Annotated in this window: 11 protein-coding genes; 8 read left to right on the plus strand and 3 right to left on the minus strand. The window is 72.1% G+C overall.

Translation table 11 applies throughout. The annotated features are described in order from the left end of the window. The first annotated feature begins 208 nt into the window (after positions 1-208). From WME76_RS20785 to WME76_RS20805, 5 genes are all read left to right on the plus strand, one after another. A complete protein-coding gene (locus WME76_RS20785) occupies positions 209-835 on the plus strand; it encodes a hypothetical protein (RefSeq protein WP_437961812.1) in 627 nt (208 codons plus the stop codon). Continuing rightward, positions 832-1,734, plus strand: coding sequence for a 4Fe-4S dicluster domain-containing protein (locus WME76_RS20790; RefSeq protein WP_437961813.1), 903 nt, complete (start codon positions 832-834; stop codon positions 1,732-1,734). Before WME76_RS20785 ends, WME76_RS20790 begins: the two co-directional genes overlap by 4 nt. 15 nt (positions 1,735-1,749) lie before the next feature. Continuing rightward, a complete protein-coding gene (gene dsrP, locus WME76_RS20795) occupies positions 1,750-3,027 on the plus strand; it encodes a sulfate reduction electron transfer complex DsrMKJOP subunit DsrP (RefSeq protein WP_437961814.1) in 1,278 nt (425 codons plus the stop codon). A gap of 357 nt (positions 3,028-3,384) precedes the next feature. Beyond that, complete coding sequence (locus WME76_RS20800; protein ID WP_437961815.1) at positions 3,385-3,996, plus strand: DUF4382 domain-containing protein; 612 nt, start codon at positions 3,385-3,387, stop codon at positions 3,994-3,996. A gap of 64 nt (positions 3,997-4,060) precedes the next feature. Beyond that, complete coding sequence (locus WME76_RS20805) at positions 4,061-5,863, plus strand: carboxypeptidase-like regulatory domain-containing protein (protein WP_437961816.1); 1,803 nt, start codon at positions 4,061-4,063, stop codon at positions 5,861-5,863. 49 nt (positions 5,864-5,912) lie between these two features. Here WME76_RS20805 and WME76_RS20810 read toward each other — a convergent pair whose 3' ends face one another. After that, positions 5,913-7,772 carry a hypothetical protein gene (locus WME76_RS20810; RefSeq protein ID WP_437961817.1) on the minus strand — a complete coding sequence of 620 codons (1,860 nt, stop codon included), beginning with the start codon at positions 7,770-7,772 and terminating at the stop codon, positions 5,913-5,915. A 108-nt stretch (positions 7,773-7,880) separates the two neighbouring features. On the opposite strand from WME76_RS20810, the gene WME76_RS20815 reads away from it, so the two are divergent. Further along, complete coding sequence (locus WME76_RS20815) at positions 7,881-8,369, plus strand: N-acetyltransferase family protein (RefSeq protein WP_437961818.1); 489 nt, start codon at positions 7,881-7,883, stop codon at positions 8,367-8,369. A gap of 57 nt (positions 8,370-8,426) precedes the next feature. On the opposite strand, the gene WME76_RS20820 is transcribed toward WME76_RS20815, so the two are convergent. Continuing rightward, complete coding sequence (locus tag WME76_RS20820) at positions 8,427-8,834, minus strand: hypothetical protein (protein WP_437283968.1); 408 nt, start codon at positions 8,832-8,834, stop codon at positions 8,427-8,429. A gap of 338 nt (positions 8,835-9,172) precedes the next feature. Here WME76_RS20820 and WME76_RS20825 point away from each other — a divergent pair, with 338 nt between their 5' ends. Continuing rightward, complete coding sequence (locus tag WME76_RS20825; RefSeq protein WP_437961819.1) at positions 9,173-12,241, plus strand: GAF domain-containing protein; 3,069 nt, start codon at positions 9,173-9,175, stop codon at positions 12,239-12,241. An 81-nt stretch (positions 12,242-12,322) separates the two neighbouring features. On the opposite strand, the gene WME76_RS20830 is transcribed toward WME76_RS20825, so the two are convergent. Continuing rightward, a complete protein-coding gene (locus WME76_RS20830; protein WP_437961820.1) occupies positions 12,323-14,305 on the minus strand; it encodes a hypothetical protein in 1,983 nt (660 codons plus the stop codon). 344 nt (positions 14,306-14,649) lie between these two features. Here WME76_RS20830 and WME76_RS20835 point away from each other — a divergent pair, with 344 nt between their 5' ends. After that, positions 14,650-16,347 carry a carboxylesterase/lipase family protein gene (locus WME76_RS20835; RefSeq protein ID WP_437961821.1) on the plus strand — a complete coding sequence of 566 codons (1,698 nt, stop codon included), beginning with the start codon at positions 14,650-14,652 and terminating at the stop codon, positions 16,345-16,347. Positions 16,348-16,423 lie beyond the last annotated feature (76 nt).

Below are 16,423 nucleotides of genomic sequence, written 5' to 3' on the forward strand. Positions count from 1 at the left end.
CAAAGCCCGGGCCACGCGGAGCGCCCCTGGGAAGCCGGCGGATTGCGACCTGCGCGCCGCGGCTCACCGGAGATCCGCCGGCGCCCGGAGAACGGGCCACGCGCAAACCGTGCGTCCCCGCGCGCGCCCTGCACTCCGCCCGGGACGATGGTCGCGGCGCCGCCCTGGACTCGCGCGGTGGCACGTGGCGTGCGATGCGGACGGCGACGTGCACTCCTCTCTTCATCTACCCGGGGCCGCCGCGATTGTGGGCCTCCTGTGTCTGGCCCACGCGGCCGGCTGCAAGGATCGCGACCAGCCGCTGGAGCTGCGCCCCGCGCTCGACGCGACGCCGGTCGCCTCCGCGACCATCCACCTTCCTGACAAGCTCTCCGGCGTCCCCAGCGACAAGCGGGACTCCCTCGGACGGCCGATCCGCGCGGCGTGCGTCACGTGCCACTCGCTGCGCCGGCCGGAGGCGCTGCCCGCCTCGACGGCGGAGCTCGACGAGTTCCACGTCGGGCTGAGGTTCGAGCACGGCGGGCTGAGCTGCGCTTCGTGCCATGTGATCGGCGACCAGGACACGCTGCGCAAGGCCGACGGCACGATCCTCCCGATGCGCGACGCCATGCAGCTCTGCGCGCAGTGCCATGGCCCGCAGCTCCGCGACTACGCGAAGGGGGCGCACGGCGGCATGAGCGGCAGCTACGCGGGCGGCGCGCGGATGCGCAACCACTGCGTCGACTGCCACGATCCTCACGTGCCGGCATTCCAGCCCTCGACGCCCGTCCTCCCCCCGCGCGACCGCTTCGTGGGGGACCACGCCACAGGAACCGGAGAAGGAGCCCACCGATGACCCAGCCGTCGAGGCGCGTCGCGCTCAAGGTGCTCGGAGGCACGCTCGGCGCCTCCGCGTTCGCCTACGCGATGGAGCCGCTGCGCGCGTGGAGCAAGGATCTCTCGCTCGATGACTTCCTTCAGCGCCATTACAAGGAGCTCACCCGGGACGAGCTCGGCGACGTCATCCGTCGCCTCGAGCAGCAGACGCAGGAGGAGTATGGCCGCGAGGTCACCATCCGCGACGTCCGCCCGCAGGAAGGGGTGCAGTTCGGCTACGCGCTCAGCCTGAGCGTGTGCATCGGCTGCCGCAAGTGCGTCGAGGCGTGCCACGTGGAGAACAACCACGATCGGCGCACGAACAACTCCTACATCCGCGTGCTCGAGATGGAGCAGGGCAGCTTCGACATGGAGAAGGGAAACGCGACGTACGAGCACGCCGTCCCCGCGAAGGGCAAGTACTATCTCCCGGTGCAGTGCCAGCAGTGCGACAACGCGCCGTGCGTGAAGGTCTGCCCCGTCCAGGCGACATGGAAGGAGCCCGACGGCATCGTCGCCGTCGACTACAACTGGTGCATCGGCTGCCGCTACTGCGAGGCCGCCTGCCCCTACCACGCGCGGCGCTTCAACTGGACGAAACCCGAGATACCGGCCGACGAGATCAACCCGGACCAGGGTTACCTGTCGAACCGCATCCGGCCGCAGGGCGTCGTGGAAAAGTGCACCTTCTGCCTCCACCGGACGCGCGAGGGCCGGATGCCCGCGTGTCTCGAGGCCTGCCCCACGGGCGCGCGCGTCTTCGGCAACCTCCTGGATCCGAACAGCGAGATCCGCTGGGTGCTCGAGAACAAGCGCATCTTCGTCCTCAAGGAGGAGCTCGGCACGCGGCCGCGCTTCTTCTACTTCTTCGACGTCTGAGCGAGCGGAGCCACGATGCGCAAGGACACGCACGCCATCACCTACCCGCGCTTCCTGCTCCGGGTCATCGGCCAGAGCTTCGAGGGCTCGTGGCGCTTCTATCTCTGGATGACCGTGCTCACGGCGATCGCGCTCGTCGGCGCGAACGCCTGGGCGCACCAGCTCACCGAGGGCATGCAGGTCACCGGCATGAGCGACCACGTCTCATGGGGCCTTTACATCGCGAACTTCACCTTCGGCGTGGGGCTCGCGGCGGGCGCCGTGATGATGGTGATCCCGGCGTACCTCTACGACGACCACGAGATGCACGACGTGGTGATCCTGGGCGAGCTGCTCGCGATCGCCGCCATCGTCGTCTGCCTCCTGTTCATCGTGGCCGACATGGGGCGGCCCGACAGGTTCTGGCACATCCTGCCCGGGATCGGGCGGTTCAACTGGCCCATCTCGATGCTGACGTGGGACGTCATCGTCCTCAACGGCTACCTGTTCATCAACCTCCACATCTCGGGCTACCTCATCTACACGCGGTACCTCGGCAAGAAGCCGGACAAGAAGTGGTATCTGCCGTTCGTGTTCCTGTCGATCGGCTGGGCGGTGTCGATCCACACGGTGACGGCGTTCCTCTACTCGGGCCTCGGCGGCCGGCCGTTCTGGAACTCGGCGCTGCTCGCCCCCCGCTTCATCGCCTCGGCCTTCATCACGGGCCCCGCCTTCGTCATCCTGCTGCTCCAGCTCGTCGCCCGGCTGACCCGGTTCCGCGTGGGCGACGGGCCGATCCGCACGCTCACCTCGGTGCTCCGCGTGACCGTGCTGCTCAACCTGTTCATGCTGGGCTCGGAGCTCTTCACGTCGCTCTACACCGGCGGCACGCACGGCGCCGCGGTGAGCTACCTGTTCTTCGGCCTGCACGGCAAGAGCGCGCTCGTGCCCTGGATCTGGTCGGCCGTGGCGCTCAACGTGGCCTCCGCGGTGATCCTGCACCTGCCGGCGAGCCGCAGGAGCAGGGCCTGGCTCGACGCGGCCTGCGTCGCCGCGTTCGCCGGCGTCTGGATCGAGAAGGGCATGGGGCTCATCATCCCTGGATTCGTGCCGAGCACCCTGCACGAGCTCGTCGAGTACGTGCCCTCCATGGCCGAGTGGAAGATCACGGCCGGCATCTGGGCCGCCGGGTTCATGGTGCTCACGATCGCGATCAAGGTCGCGCTGACGGTGCTCACCGGCGAGCTGTCGGCCGATTCGAGCGGAGACACGGACAGCGCAGAGAAGACGGCGGAGCCCGCCGCGGCGGAGTAGCCGGGAGCGGCTCCCCCTCCCCCACGGCCGCGCGCGACGACCGGCGTCGCGAGCGGCGACCCGGGATCCTCCGCCGCGCCGGATACGCTGCCTCCGCGCCGCTCCTCTGACAACGACCCAGCTGTGTGAGGGGGCGCGCCGCTCACCACACCTCCGCGGTCAGACGAGATCGCGTGTCGGCCATCGTGGTCGCTGGTCCGGAAAGGGACACTCCGCCGGTCGAGCTGAAACCTGAGCCGTGAGAGGATCGCTCGAGCACTGTAAGGGCATCTTCGGACCGCCCAGGCGACGGGCTGCGCTGCGAGGCAGCAAGCCAGTGTGCCTGATCGCCGATCGCCCTTACCGGAGGAGAGTGGTATGCGCGCTTTCTCATCGCACGTGGTCTTCTTCAGCTTGTTCGCGTTCGCCGTGACGGGGTGTGGTGGCGGCGACGGCACCGTGGAGGTGGGGGTGACAGCCCAGCCGCTCCAGGTCGCCGCGCCGCCCGCGGGGGACACCGGCGCGGCCGCGCAGATGCGCCTCGCCCTCACGATCGCCGAGGTCAGCGTCCATGTCGCGGGGGACGCGGAAGGGGACGCCGCTTCGCGCGGAGAGGACGAAGGATCGACCGAGGGCGCGGACGAAGCAGGCTGGATCACCGTCTTCAGCGGCGAGGCCGAGGTGGACCTCCGCGACGCGATGTCGATCGAGGAGTTCCTCGGATCCAACGAGGTCCCCGCGGGCAAGGTCACGCAGGTGCGGCTCGTGCTCGCCGGCGCCGAGCTCGTCGACGGGCCCGTCAGGATCCCGGTCTCCTGTCCTTCCTGCTCGGAGTCGGGGCTCAAGATCGTGACGGCGGGCGGGATCGAGGTGAGCTCCGGGGACACGCTGCACCTCACCCTCGACGTCGACCAGGCGAGCTCGTTGACCCAGGACGAGAGCGGTTATCGCCTGGATCCGGTCATCAAGGTCACCGCGAAGGAGCGCTGAGCCGCGCCGCCGCTCGACCCGATCCACGTCCAGGGGACCTCAACACAACATGGAGGACATCTCGATGAAGATTGCCGAGTACGCCCGGCTGGTCGCTGTCGCTCTCCCGCTCGTCGCGCTGGGCTGCGGCCCCGACCCGGAGAAGGTCGGCGACGAATGCGATCCGGAGGATGGCTGTCCGAACGGCCTCGTGTGCGCCGCGGGGGGCGAAGACCACATCTGCTACGCGCCGCCCGGCGCCGGCTGCGATGCCGGCGGCGCCGATTACTGCCTCGACGCTGCCGTCTGCGGTGAGGACAGCACCTGCCGGATCCCGGTCGGCGCCTCCTGCGCCGGGGACCTCAGCGACTTCTGCGCGGAAGGCGCGGTGTGCGGCGCGGACGGCACCTGCCAGATCCCGCCCGGCGGCGCGTGCGATCCGGCGGGCCCCGATCATTGCCTCGACGACGCGGTCTGCGGCGAGACGCGGGACGGCACGGGGCTCTGCGGCATCGCCGAGGGCGGCGAGTGCGACCCGGAAGACCCCTTGTGCGCCGGCGGGCTGACCTGCGCCGAGCTGGTCGCTGGCGGCCACGCCTGCTACCCGCCCGTGCTGGCGAAGGGGAGCGTCTTCGACTCGGAGAGCGCCTCGGGCATCGAGGGCGCGCTCGTGCTCGCGCTCGACGATCAGGCGACCGCGCTCACGGACGTGACGACCACCGACGCCGCGGGGAATTACGTGCTCGAGGTGCCGGTCCCCCGCGCGGAGGACGGCGCGCCGATCGAGGACGTCGTCTTCACGTTGCGGGCGAGCGCGCAGGACTACCAGCCTTTCCCCGGCGGGCTCCGCACCGCGCTGCCGATCGCCTCGAGCGAGGCGACATCGGGCGACGACGGGTGGGGTATCGAGACCGCGCTCACGGACATCGCGCTGATCGCGCTGCCCCAGGACCAGCGGGGGCTGCCGAGCATCTCGGGCTCGGTGCTCGCGGACAAGGAGTCCGGTGGTGTGCTCGTCGTGGCCGAGGACGGCGGCGGCAAGGGGTTCAGCGCGGTGACCGACCGCGGCGGCGCTTTCACCATCTTCAACGTGCCGGGCGGCAGCTACTCGGTGAGCGGCTACGCGGCGGGCCTCGCGCTCGATCCGGCGACCGCGGAGGTGGGCGAGGAGGCGCTCACGGGCGTGGATCTGTCGCGCTCGGACGCCGCCCTCGGCGCCCTCTCCGGCACGATCAACATCGTCAACGCGCCCGGCGGCTCGACCACCAGCGTCGTGCTCGTCGTCGCGTCGACCTTCAACGACACCTTCGTGCGCGGGGAGGTGCCGCGAGGGCTGCGCACGCCGCTGAGCGGGCCGCCCGACGTGAGCGGCGAATTCAGCATCTCCAACGTCCCGGCGGGCGAGTATGTGGTGCTCGCCGCGTTCGAGAACGACGGCCTCGTCCGAGATCCCGATCCGAACATCGCCGGCACGCAGCTCGTCACCGTGGAGATGCCCAGCCCCGGCGAGGACATCTCGCTGGCGACCTCGTTCAAGATCACCGAGGCGCTGACGGTGATCGGCCCGGGCGCGGCCGATCCCGAGCCGGTGACGAGCGCGCCCACGCTCCGGTGGGCCGACGACTCCAGCGAGGACTTCTATACGGTGGTCGTCTACAACGCCTATGGCGACCTCGTGTGGTGCCTGGCGGACGACGAGACGTGCGCAGGGCCGAGCGTCCCGGGCGCGAGCGGCGGAGAGGAGGTCTCGGTCGAGTACGGCGGTCCGCTCGATCCGGGCATGTACTACCAGTTCCGCGTGACCTCCTGGCGCGCTCCGGGCGGCGAGCCCGGCCCCATCTCGGCGACCGAGGATCTGCGGGGCGTCTTCTACGTCGCAGGCCAGTAGGGGCGCCTGGTCGGCTCGCCGGCCGGCCGCACGGCGGTCGCGCCGGCGATCAGCGCGGATCCAGCGCCTCGCACACAGGCGGTCTCCCCGGCGACAGCCACCGGAACGAGTGGAGCCACCCGTCGAGGACCGAGCGGGCATAAGGGTCTGCCCAGGTCTGGAGAAAGACATACGAGCCGGTCCCGCCGCACACGGGCACCACGACCGCGCGGAGCGCGACGCTGGTCCCGGCGACCTCCCACGTCCGCTCGATCGCCGGCCCGAGCGGGTGCGCCACGCTCCCGCCGCTCACCATCACGAGCGGGCGCTCGCCGGCGGCCCGGGCGAAGCCGGTCGCGACGTCGCGAAACAGCTTCTCGATGAGCCTGGGGGTCACCACCCGGTCGGACACGACGAGCCCGCTCCGCACGAGGATGTCCGTGCGGCCGAGCCGGAGCTCCAGCTCCTCGTCGGTCGTCGTGGCGGGGACGCCGGCGGGGAGCAGCGCCCAGACGCCCAGCCAGTCGCTCCGGTACTGGGCGCCCTGCACGAAGCCCCGCCACGGCGCGGGCGGCGGAGACCTCGGCGGGACCTGGAACGCGCCCACGGGCGACGGCGGCGGGGGCGCGCCGGGGAGCGTGAGGAGGTCCCGCGCGGTCGCGGTCGCGAGCGGCTCCGGGAGCCCGCGGACGAAGGCGACCCGCGCTCCTTCGCGCAGCACCACGAACGCGCCGTCCACCGCGCGCGCGCTCGGCCCCTCGCCCAGGCGGAGGCCGCGCCAGCAGCCCGGATCCTTGCGGAGCGCGGCCTCGAACTCCTCGGCGTCGCGCTCGGTGTCCCACGCCGTGCTCCACAAGAGCGCGACGCCCTGCGCCCCGTCGCCGATCACGCTGAACGCGTCGCCGCCCCACCCCTCCGAGGCGATCCGCGCCTCGGCCGCCGGCGCGCAGCGCTCCAGGACCACCCGGGTCTGCAGCTCGCCCAGCGGCTCGCCCCCGAGCGTCCGGTAGCCGGGCGGAGACCCGGGCGCGCGCACGGGCACGATCGGCTCCCCGTCGAGGTATTTCTGCGGGTGGAGCACCTGCTCGGTCGACGCCGGCGGACGCGCGTAGAGGTGGTTGACCAGCGGAAAGCCGCCCGCGCGGTAGATGTCGGCGACGAAGGCCGCGCCGGCGGCGTACGGGAACAGCAGCCGCTCCCGGGCGATCGGCAGCGCGGCGCGCAAGGCCGCGTTGCCGTCGCGGTGGGGCAGCGCGTCCAGGGAGAGCTGGCGCGAGAGCTCCGAGGCCCGGCGCAGCGTCCGGCCGAGCGGGGCGCCGGCGTCGGCGGACAGGTAGGCCATCATGGTGAGCGTCGCGTCCCCCTCGATCACGGCGAGCTGCGCGAGGCGGCGCTCCTCGCCGGGGAGGGCGCCGAGGTCGGGCAGCCCGAAGTTCTGCGCCTGGAGCGCGTGCTGGAACTCGTGGGCCAGCACGGCCCGCTGCTCTCGCGCGTCCTGCTCGGTGCGCGCGGGCGCGGCGCGCACGACGATATGGCCGATGTCGTCGTCGTAAAACGCGGAGACCTGCTCCTCGAGGACCTCGCGCATCGAGCTCGGGCGCCCCGCGCCGGGGCCGACCTGCTGGACGAGGTTGAAGGCGAGCAGGAAGCCGGCGCGCCGCTCGATCTCCTCCTGCGAGGGCGCTCCGGTGATGCGGCGCTGCAGGGCCGCGGCGAAGCTCGGCGCGTCGAGCAGCGCGACCGGCACGAGCGCCCGCTCCGGGAGGCCGCGCGCCGCGGAGACCTCGCCGAAGAGGGCGCGCACGTCGGTCATCGTCAGCGGCGGCGGGGGCGGCGGCTCTGCGCGCGGCGCCGGCGGCTGCGACGCCGCGCAGCCGGCGGCGGAGACGGCCGAGAGCAGCGCCAGGAGAGGCCGGGAGAGAGCGCGCATCCCGGCGAGAGGCTATCATCGAACGGCGCCCGTGAAGAGCGGAGTCCGTGAAGGCGCAGCGCGGGCCCGCGGGAGGGACGAGCGCGCGGCGCTGCGCAGGAGGCGGCCATGCGATTCTCCCCCACGTCCATCGAGATCCGTCGCGCCGAGGGCGCCGACGTCGCCGAGGTCCACGCGCTCATGCGGGCCTACTACGCCGAGGACGAATACCCCTTCTCCCCGGATCGCGCGCTCGCGGCGCTGAGCGCCCTCGTCACGGATCGCTCGCTCGGGGGCGTGTGGGTCCTGGTCGCCGGGGGCGAGGTGGCCGGCTATTGCGCCGTCGGATTCGGCTTCTCGCTCGAGTTCCACGGGCGGGACGCGTTCGTCGACGAGCTGTACGTCCGGCCCGAGGCGCGCGGGCGCGGCCACGCGGCGCGGCTGCTCGACCGCGCGGAGCAGGGCTGTCGCGAGGCGGGCGTGCGCGCCCTCCACCTGGAGGTCGAGCCGGACAAGGCAGAGACGTACGCGTGGTATCGCCGCCGCGGCTTCGCCGACCACGAGCGCCGGATGATGACGAAGTGGCTCGCGCCTGGGCCCGGCAAGGAAGACCCGTAGCGCACGCTGGTTGCGCGTGAGGGCTCTCCGATGACGAGCCGTCGGCGGTGATTCCCCTCAGCGGCTGCGCGGCGGCGCCTCGGAGAGGTACTCGAGCAGCCGCGCCTCGTCGCTGCCGATCATCCGATCGACCCCGTCCTCCCGGAAATGGCGGTGGATCTGCAATGCCCCCGCGGGCGTCCGCACGAGGATGGCGACGCGCCGGAACCCCCTCATCACGATGGGCCGGAACCGCTGCATCGCCGCCTCGAACGCGGGATCGTTCCTCCCCACCGCCGAGCGCAGGTCCACGAGCAGGGACAGCCCGTCGCGGCCGACCCGGTCGAGCGCGCGGCTCACCTCCATCCACCCCTCCTCGAACTGCGCAACAGACTCCGACGGCACCGCGCTGCGCGTGATCCTCGCGAGCTTCATCGCCGGGTTGACGATGACGACGTAATGAGCATTGCGCAGGATCTCCAGCATGGCGACCCACGTAGTCTATCCCAACCGCCTGTCGCGTGGAGCCGCGCTCCCCTTCTCTCTTGACTGTCGAGTCCGCCTCCTCCTGCCGCTGGCGTGCATGCGGGCTTCGGGATGCGGCATCCGCTCGAGTCGAGCGCGCAACACGCGCGAGCGAGGAGAAGAACACCGGCTGGACAGTCGAGCCGCGCCGCGCGAAGAGCCCCTGTCGTCCCTGGACGATACGGCCCGTCACCCGATCGCCCCCACACTTACCCACACAGATTCCGGCCGCGCTTTGCGCTGGGCCGACGGGTCCAGTACCCTGGGCCCCCTTCGAGTCCGCAAGGTTCCGACGAGGTATGCACGCGCAGCCGCCCCCCTTCGACCTCCGGGATCGATCACCCGCCGGGGAGGCGGCCGAGCCGGAAGCGGTCGGACTGGAGGGGGTGCTGCGGACCGAGGAGCTGGCGCGCCGCCCGACCCGGCTGCCCGACCACGCGGCCGAGAACCGGGCCCTGCTCGCCCTCGCCACCGCGATGGCCGGTCCCCTCGAGGACGTCCTCCCGAGGCTGGCGTCGCTGCTCCTCGAGCTCTGCCGGGCCGACTCGGCGGGCATCAGCGTGCTCGAGGACGACGGGGAGGGCGGGCACGTGTTCCGGTGGCGCGCGATCGCCGGGGCGCTCGCGCACCACCTCGGCGGCGTGATGCCACGGAGCCCGAGCCTCTGCGGCACCGTCCTCGACCGCGGCGAGGCGCTCCTCTTCCATCGCCCCGCCCGCCACTTCGTGTCGGACGACGACGTCGAACCGACGGTCGTCGAGGCGCTGACCGTCCCGTTCCACGACAACGACACGCCGATCGGCACCGTCTGGGTCCTCGCCCACAACGAGGAGCGGAAGTTCGACGCCGAGGACGTCCGGCTCATCTCCAGCCTGTCGCGGTTCGCCGCGACGGCCGTCCGCGCGCTCGCCCGGGCGCGGGACGCGTGGCGGGCGGCCGAGGCGCTCCGCGAGAGCGAGGGCCGGCATCGGTTCCTGGCCAACCTCGCCGCCGCCACCCAGCCGCTCTCCGACCCCGACGAGGTCATGGCCGTCACGGCGCGCATGCTCGCCGAGCACCTCGGGGCGGACCGGTGCGCCTACGCCGAGGTCGAGGACGAGCGCGTCTACGTCATCACGGGCGACTACACGCGGGGCGTCCCGAGCATCGTCGGCCGGTGGCCCGTCGCCGATTTCGGGCCCGAGCTGGTCCGGTGCATGTTCGCGAACGCGCCGTACGTGATGGACGACGTCGACGCCGACCCGCGGGCCGGACAGGACCTCACGGCCTACCGGGCGACGAGGATCCAGGCGGTCATCTGCGTCCCGCTGCACAAGTCCGGCAAGTTCACCGCCGCGATGGCCGTCCACCAGAAGACGCCGCGGCGCTGGACGCCCGACGAGGTGGCGCTCGTCCGGCTCATCGTGGGCCGCTGCTGGGAGGCCATCGAGCGCGCCCGCGTGGCCCGCGCGGTGCGGGAGCGCGACGAGCGGCTCGACTACGCGGTCCGGCTGTCCGGCGTCGGCTTCTGGTACTGCGACCTGCCGTTCGACAAGCTGATCTGGGACGACCGGGTGAAGGACCACTTCTGGTTTCCCAGCAACGCCGACATAAGCATACATACATTCTACGACCGCCTGCACCCGGACGATCGGGAGCCGACGCGGCGAGCGATGGAGGCGTCGATCCGCGAGCGGATCCCGTACAACGTGGATTACCGGACGGTCGATCCGGCCACCGGGGCGCTCAAGTGGATCCGGGCCCTGGGCGGGACGGCCTACGCGCCGGACGGCGCGCCTCGCCGGTTCGACGGGGTGACGGTCGACATCACCGACCGCAAGCGCGATGAAGAGCGGCTCGCGAAGCTGCTCGATCGGGAGCGGGAGCAGGGCCGGCTCCTCCGCCAGGTGGCCGACGCCGCGCTCACCATCCACGCGTCCGGGTCCCTGGACAGCGTGCTCCAGGGGATCACCGAGCAGGCCCGGGCCCTCATCGGCGCCAGACAGGCGATCGCCAGCCTTGCCTCCGGGGACGACGGGCCGCAGGCGCTGAGCGCCGCATCGACGTCGGGGCCGATGCGGGGCTGGCTTGTCGCGCGGTTCATCGGCCGGAGCGGGGAGAACCTCGGCCTCATCCAGCTCACCGACAAGCACGACGGGGAGTTCACCGAGAGCGACGAGGCGATCCTCGTCCAGCTCGCCCACATCGCGTCCGTCGCGATCGAGAACGCCCGGCTGTACGACCAGCTCCGCGATCAGGACCGGCGGAAGGACGAGTTCCTCGCCACCCTCGCCCACGAGTTGCGCAATCCGCTCGCCCCCATCCGGACGGGCCTCGAGATCCTCCAGGTCGCCGGGAGCGGGGAGCAGGCCCGGAAGATCCTCGCCATGATGGAGCGGCAGATCGGGCACATGGTCCGGATGGTCGACGACCTGCTCGACGTGTCCCGGATCACCCGCGGCAAGGTCGAGCTGCGGCGGGAGCGGGTCGATCTCCGGTCGGTCCTGAACGGCGCCCTGGAGACGAGCCGGCCGCTCATCGAGGCGGCCGCGCACGAGCTCGCGGTCCGGCTCCCGGCGGAGCCGCTGCTGCTCGACGCGGATCCGACCCGGCTCGCCCAGGTGTTCGCGAACCTGCTCAACAACGCGGCCAAGTACACGCCCCGGGGCGGCGTCATCCGGCTCACCGCCCAGCGCGAGGGGGCCGGCGTTGTCGTCCGGGTGGTGGACAACGGGGTCGGCATCCCGGCCGACATGCTGCCGAAGGTGTTCGACATGTTCACCCAGGTGGTCCGGTCGATCGACAGGGCCCAGGGCGGGCTGGGGATCGGGCTGACGCTGGTCCGGCGGCTCGTGGAGCTGCACGGCGGGACGGTCCACGCCGAGAGCGACGGTCCTGGCTGCGGGTCGACGTTCGCCGTCCGGCTCCCGCTCGCCGCGGCCGAGGAGCCCGCGTCGAGGCGCTCGTCGCCGGGGCCGGCGGGGCGCGACGCCGCGGCCGCGCTCCGGATCCTCGTCGTGGACGACAACGTCGACGGGGCGGAGAGCCTGGCCTTGCTCCTCCGGATGTCCGGGCATCGCACCCGGGCGGTCCACACCGGCCCCGAGGCGCTGGCGGCGGCGCGGGAGCTCGGCGCGGACGTCGTGTTCCTGGACATCGGCCTGCCGGGCATGAGCGGGTACGAGGTGGCCCGGCGGCTGCGGGCGGAGCCGGGCTTCGCCGGCCTCGTCCTCGTGGCGCTCACCGGCTGGGGGACCGAGGACGACCGGCGGCAAGCCCGGGAGGCGGGGTTCGACCACCACCTGACCAAGCCCGTGGACGCGGCCGAGCTGCGGCGCCTCGTCGCCAGCGTCGCGCAGGCCGCCGCGGCCCGCCGGCAAGGCGGCTGACCCCGGCGCGCGTCGCGCGAGCCGCCGCGGCCGGCCCCCAGGACGGCTGGCGGCGCGCTCACCCGGCGCCGGCGGCCGCGCTCACTCGACGACGATCGCGACGGAGGCCTGGAGCGCCCCCACCTCGGCCGTGACGACGCCGTCCTCGTAGGTGAAGGGCACCTCGCGGTCCTCCTCGAAGTCCAGCGAGGCGACCGTGACCGCCGCGGGCGCCGTGTCCACCGGGAAGCTCGCCGTCACCCCCTGTTGCTCCACCACGCCTGCGCTGTACTCGTGGTTGATGACGTGGAGCACCGTGCGCCCGTCCGCGAGCCGCACGAGGTTGTGGCTGGTCTTCTTCTGCTCCGCGCAGGCGCCGGGATCCTCCGCGGACGCGCACGCCTCGAACGAGAGGCTCACGGGCCCCGTCAGGTCGGTCGCGCCGTGGAACAGGTCCGCGTGCGACCTGTAGAAGTCGCGGAACCGCGCGAAGAAGTCCATCATCTCGAGCGCTGTCGCCGTGTTCTCGTCCGTCGTCGTGTGCAGCGGCAGGGCGAAGTACAGGCCGTTCGCGTAGACCTCCGCGGCGAAGACGCGGAAGTAGTCCTGCCGCTCCTCCAGCGGGAGACCGTAGTAGCGATTCATCATGTCGTTGGGCCAGTCGAGGAACAGCATCAGGGGGACTTCCTTGCCGCCGACGAGCTCTTGAATCCGCTTCGAGCGCGCCTTGAGCCCCCGCAGCGCCGCCTGGAACGACACGGTCCCATCCAGGTGTCCATCGACGATCGGCACCCAGTCCATGCCTCGCGGGCCGTCGCCGTCGATGTTCCAGTCGTACAGGCCCACGCTCTGGAGATCGACGAACGGGACGACGCCGTTCGAGGTGATGAAGATCTCGCGGCCGTGCTCCTCGCGCGCGTAGCGGCGCAGCTCGAGCACGACCTCCTGCCAGTAGACGAGCGCCGGGTAGATCTCGACGAACGTCCCGACCTGCGGGTCCGGGCGGTTGCCGACCGTCCAGCCCCACTCCGTGAGGAGCAGCTTGTTCCTGCTGTCGAACGGCTTCTCCGTGGCGTTCATGCGCCCCAGGTACCCGCGGAAATCGAAGCTCCTGCCCGCTGTCTCCGGCGCCCCCGAGCAATCGAGGCCGTCCTCCGGGGCGATGCCGAAGCCCTCCTGCCAGTCGTCCTGGCGGCCGCCGTGCTTGCGACAGAGGTAGTTTCCGAAGTCCGCGACGTGATGGTCGTCGAACCCCTCGTTGCCGTCGTACTGCGCGCCCCCGTAGCCGCCGTTGATCTCGTCGAAATTCAGCCCGTCCACGCCGAGATCGATCTGGACCTTGCCCAGCTCGATGAGGCGTGCGCGGTAGCTCGGGGACGCCATGCTCGCCCGGTGGGCGCCCTCCACGATCTGGTCGTGGGCGACGAGCTCGCCGGCGGCGTTCCGCGTGGCCTGCTCCAGGAACTGCTCCTCGCTCTCGACCTCGTCCGCGAAGATGACCGAGGCGGTGCTGCCCGCGACGAAGCGGACGCCGCGCTCGCGGCAGCTCGCCAGGTAATCGGCGTCGTACTCCTCGATCGCGAGCCCTGTGTCACGCCAGCGCTGCCACGCCCTCGGCACCATGTCCGGCGCGAGCTCGATCACCTGCGGATCCGACTGGTGCACCTCCACCTGGCTGAACGCGAACACCGTCAGCTCGGACGTGTCGAACGTGCCGAACGCCTCGGGGTGGATCTCCGGCATGACCGGCGCGACGTCGCCCCCGCCACCTTCGCCGCCCTCGCCCCCATCGCCCCCGGTGCCGGTCGTCGTGGTGGCCCCGCCCTCGCCGCCCTCGCCGCCCGCGCTGCCGCTCGCGCCGGCCGTGCCGCCCGCGCCGGCCGTGCCGCCCGCGCCACCCCCGGCGCCGCCGGGGCTCGGGTCCGAGCCGCAGGCGCTCGCGGCCAGCGCGCCGGCGACGGCGATGCACGAGAGCAGCCGGGATCCCCCCGACCCCGCCCTGCGGGCGGCGCGGCGCCGCGATCTCCTCGCCCGTGCCGCTCGATGCACGTCGCCCGCGCCCCCGTCCTCGCGAAGAATTGTCATGTGCGCAGCAGACGTGATAGCCATTCGCGCTGTCAAGGCCGCTTTTCGCCGCCGCACGACGGACATGAGGCCGGCACACAGGCCTCGACGCGCACATCGAGCCCATCGGTGCGCCGAAAAATCCAGTGCTATTCACCGCGCGCTCCGTGGTTGAATCGGCGGATGCACAGCGCCCCACGCCGCCGGCCGGCGGCGCCCTCTACCCCATCTTGCGTTCTCGCTGCCGCGCTCCCCGCCGCCGCGATCGCCGGATCCGCAGCGAGCGCGCCGTGCTCGCCCGGGTCGACGCGCCGATGGCCACCCCGGAATCCCGCACCCTCGACTTGAATCTCACGGAGACGATCATGCCTATTCGATTCTCGCTGTCGTACACACTTCTTCTTGGCCTGCTCGTCGCGGCCTGCGGCTCGGAGGAGCTCGCCCCGGCCGGCAGCGGCGGCGCCGGCGGCAGCGGTGGCGCCGTCGGTGACGGCGGTGGCGGCGGTGACGGCGGTGACGGCGGTGACGGCGGCGCCGGCGGCAGCGATGAGCCTGCTTCCCTGCTCGTCCAGACCGACAAGGGTCCTGTGGAGGGCGCGCTCGTCGGCTCGACGCGCACGTTCCTCGGCATCCCGTTCGCTGCGCCGCCCGTCGGGGAGCTGCGCTGGAAGCCGCCCGCGCCCCACGAGGGGTGGACCGAGACGCTGGAGGCGACCGAGCTCGGCCCCGCCTGCGCGCAAACGATGATGCTCACGCCGGGCTTCGACCCGAGCTCGAGCGAGGATTGCCTCACCGTGAACGTCTGGACGCCCGAAGGCCCGGCGTCCTCGTCCCTGCCCGTCCTCGTGTGGATCTACGGCGGCGCCTTCGAGGTCGGGAGCGGCGGCCTGCCCGAGTACGACGGTCAGCGCCTGTCCGAGACGACCGGCTCGGTGGTGGTCACCTTCAATTACCGCCTCGGCCCGCTCGGGTTCCTCGCCCTCTCGGAGCTCAAATCGGAGGATCCCGATCACCCCTCGACGGGCAACTACGGCCTCGAGGACCAGCGCGCCGCGCTCGCGTGGGTCAAGGCCAACATCGGCGCGTTCGGCGGCGATCCGGGCAAGGTCACCGTCTTCGGCGAGTCCGCCGGCGGCATCAGCATCTGCGCGCACCTCGTGTCGCCGGAGAGCGCCGGCCTGTTCCAGCGCGCGATCATCGAGAGCGGGCCGTGCGATGTCCTCGTCCCCGAGGAGGCGGCCGTCGCGCAGGGGGGGACGCTCGTCGAGGCGCTCGGCTGCGGCGACGCGCCCTCCGTGCTCGAGTGCCTGCGCGAGAAGTCGGCCGAGGAGGTCACGACCGCGCTGCCGCCGGCCGCCGACATCCTCCTCGGCGAAGGTCCGCGCTGGTTCCCTGTCATCGACGGCTGGAACCTCCCCGACACGCCGGGCAAGCTCCTCGAGGCCGGGACCTTCGAGAAGGTGCCGACGATCCTCGGCAGCAACGCCGACGAGGGCACCGTGTTCGTCGCGGCGGGTGGCACGACGATCGACGACGACGCCGCCTTCCTGGCGTTCGCCGAGCACCTCGCCCCCGGCCGCGGCGAGGACGTGGTGGCCGGCTACCCGAGCGACACGTTCGGCTCGCCGCTGGCGGCGGCGACCGCGGCCCTCGGCGACTATTTCTTCGTGTGCCCGACGCGGCGGGCGGCGCGCGCGATCGCGGAGGCCGGCGTGGACACGTACCTTTATCACTTCACCCACGCGCCCGAGGACTCGCTGTTCGGCGACCTCGGGGCCTTCCATTCGGCCGAGATCCGGTATGTGTTCGGCACCCCGGGGACGCTCCTCCCTGCCCCGCTCACGGAGGAAGAGCTCGAGCTGTCGCGCGCGATCGGGGGGTACTGGTCGCGCCACGCGGAGAGCGGTGATCCGAACGGCGGCGACGCGGTGGCGTGGCCGAAGTACGACGCGGAGACGGACGAGCACCTCGTCCTCGATATGACCATCTCCGTGCAATCCGGGCTGAGGAAGGACCTCTGCGACCTGTGGGACAGCGTCGCCGCGGAGCAGCGCCAGCGGTAGCGCCTCGTCGACCGTCGCCCGTCCCCCCCGCCCGCCGAGCTCGGCACGTAAGTACCGGTAGCTCCTATGCTATCCT

This window comes from Sorangium sp. So ce119, from assembly GCF_051524405.1.
In the GTDB taxonomy this organism is placed as follows: Bacteria; Myxococcota_A; Polyangia; order Polyangiales; family Polyangiaceae; genus Sorangium; species Sorangium cellulosum_G.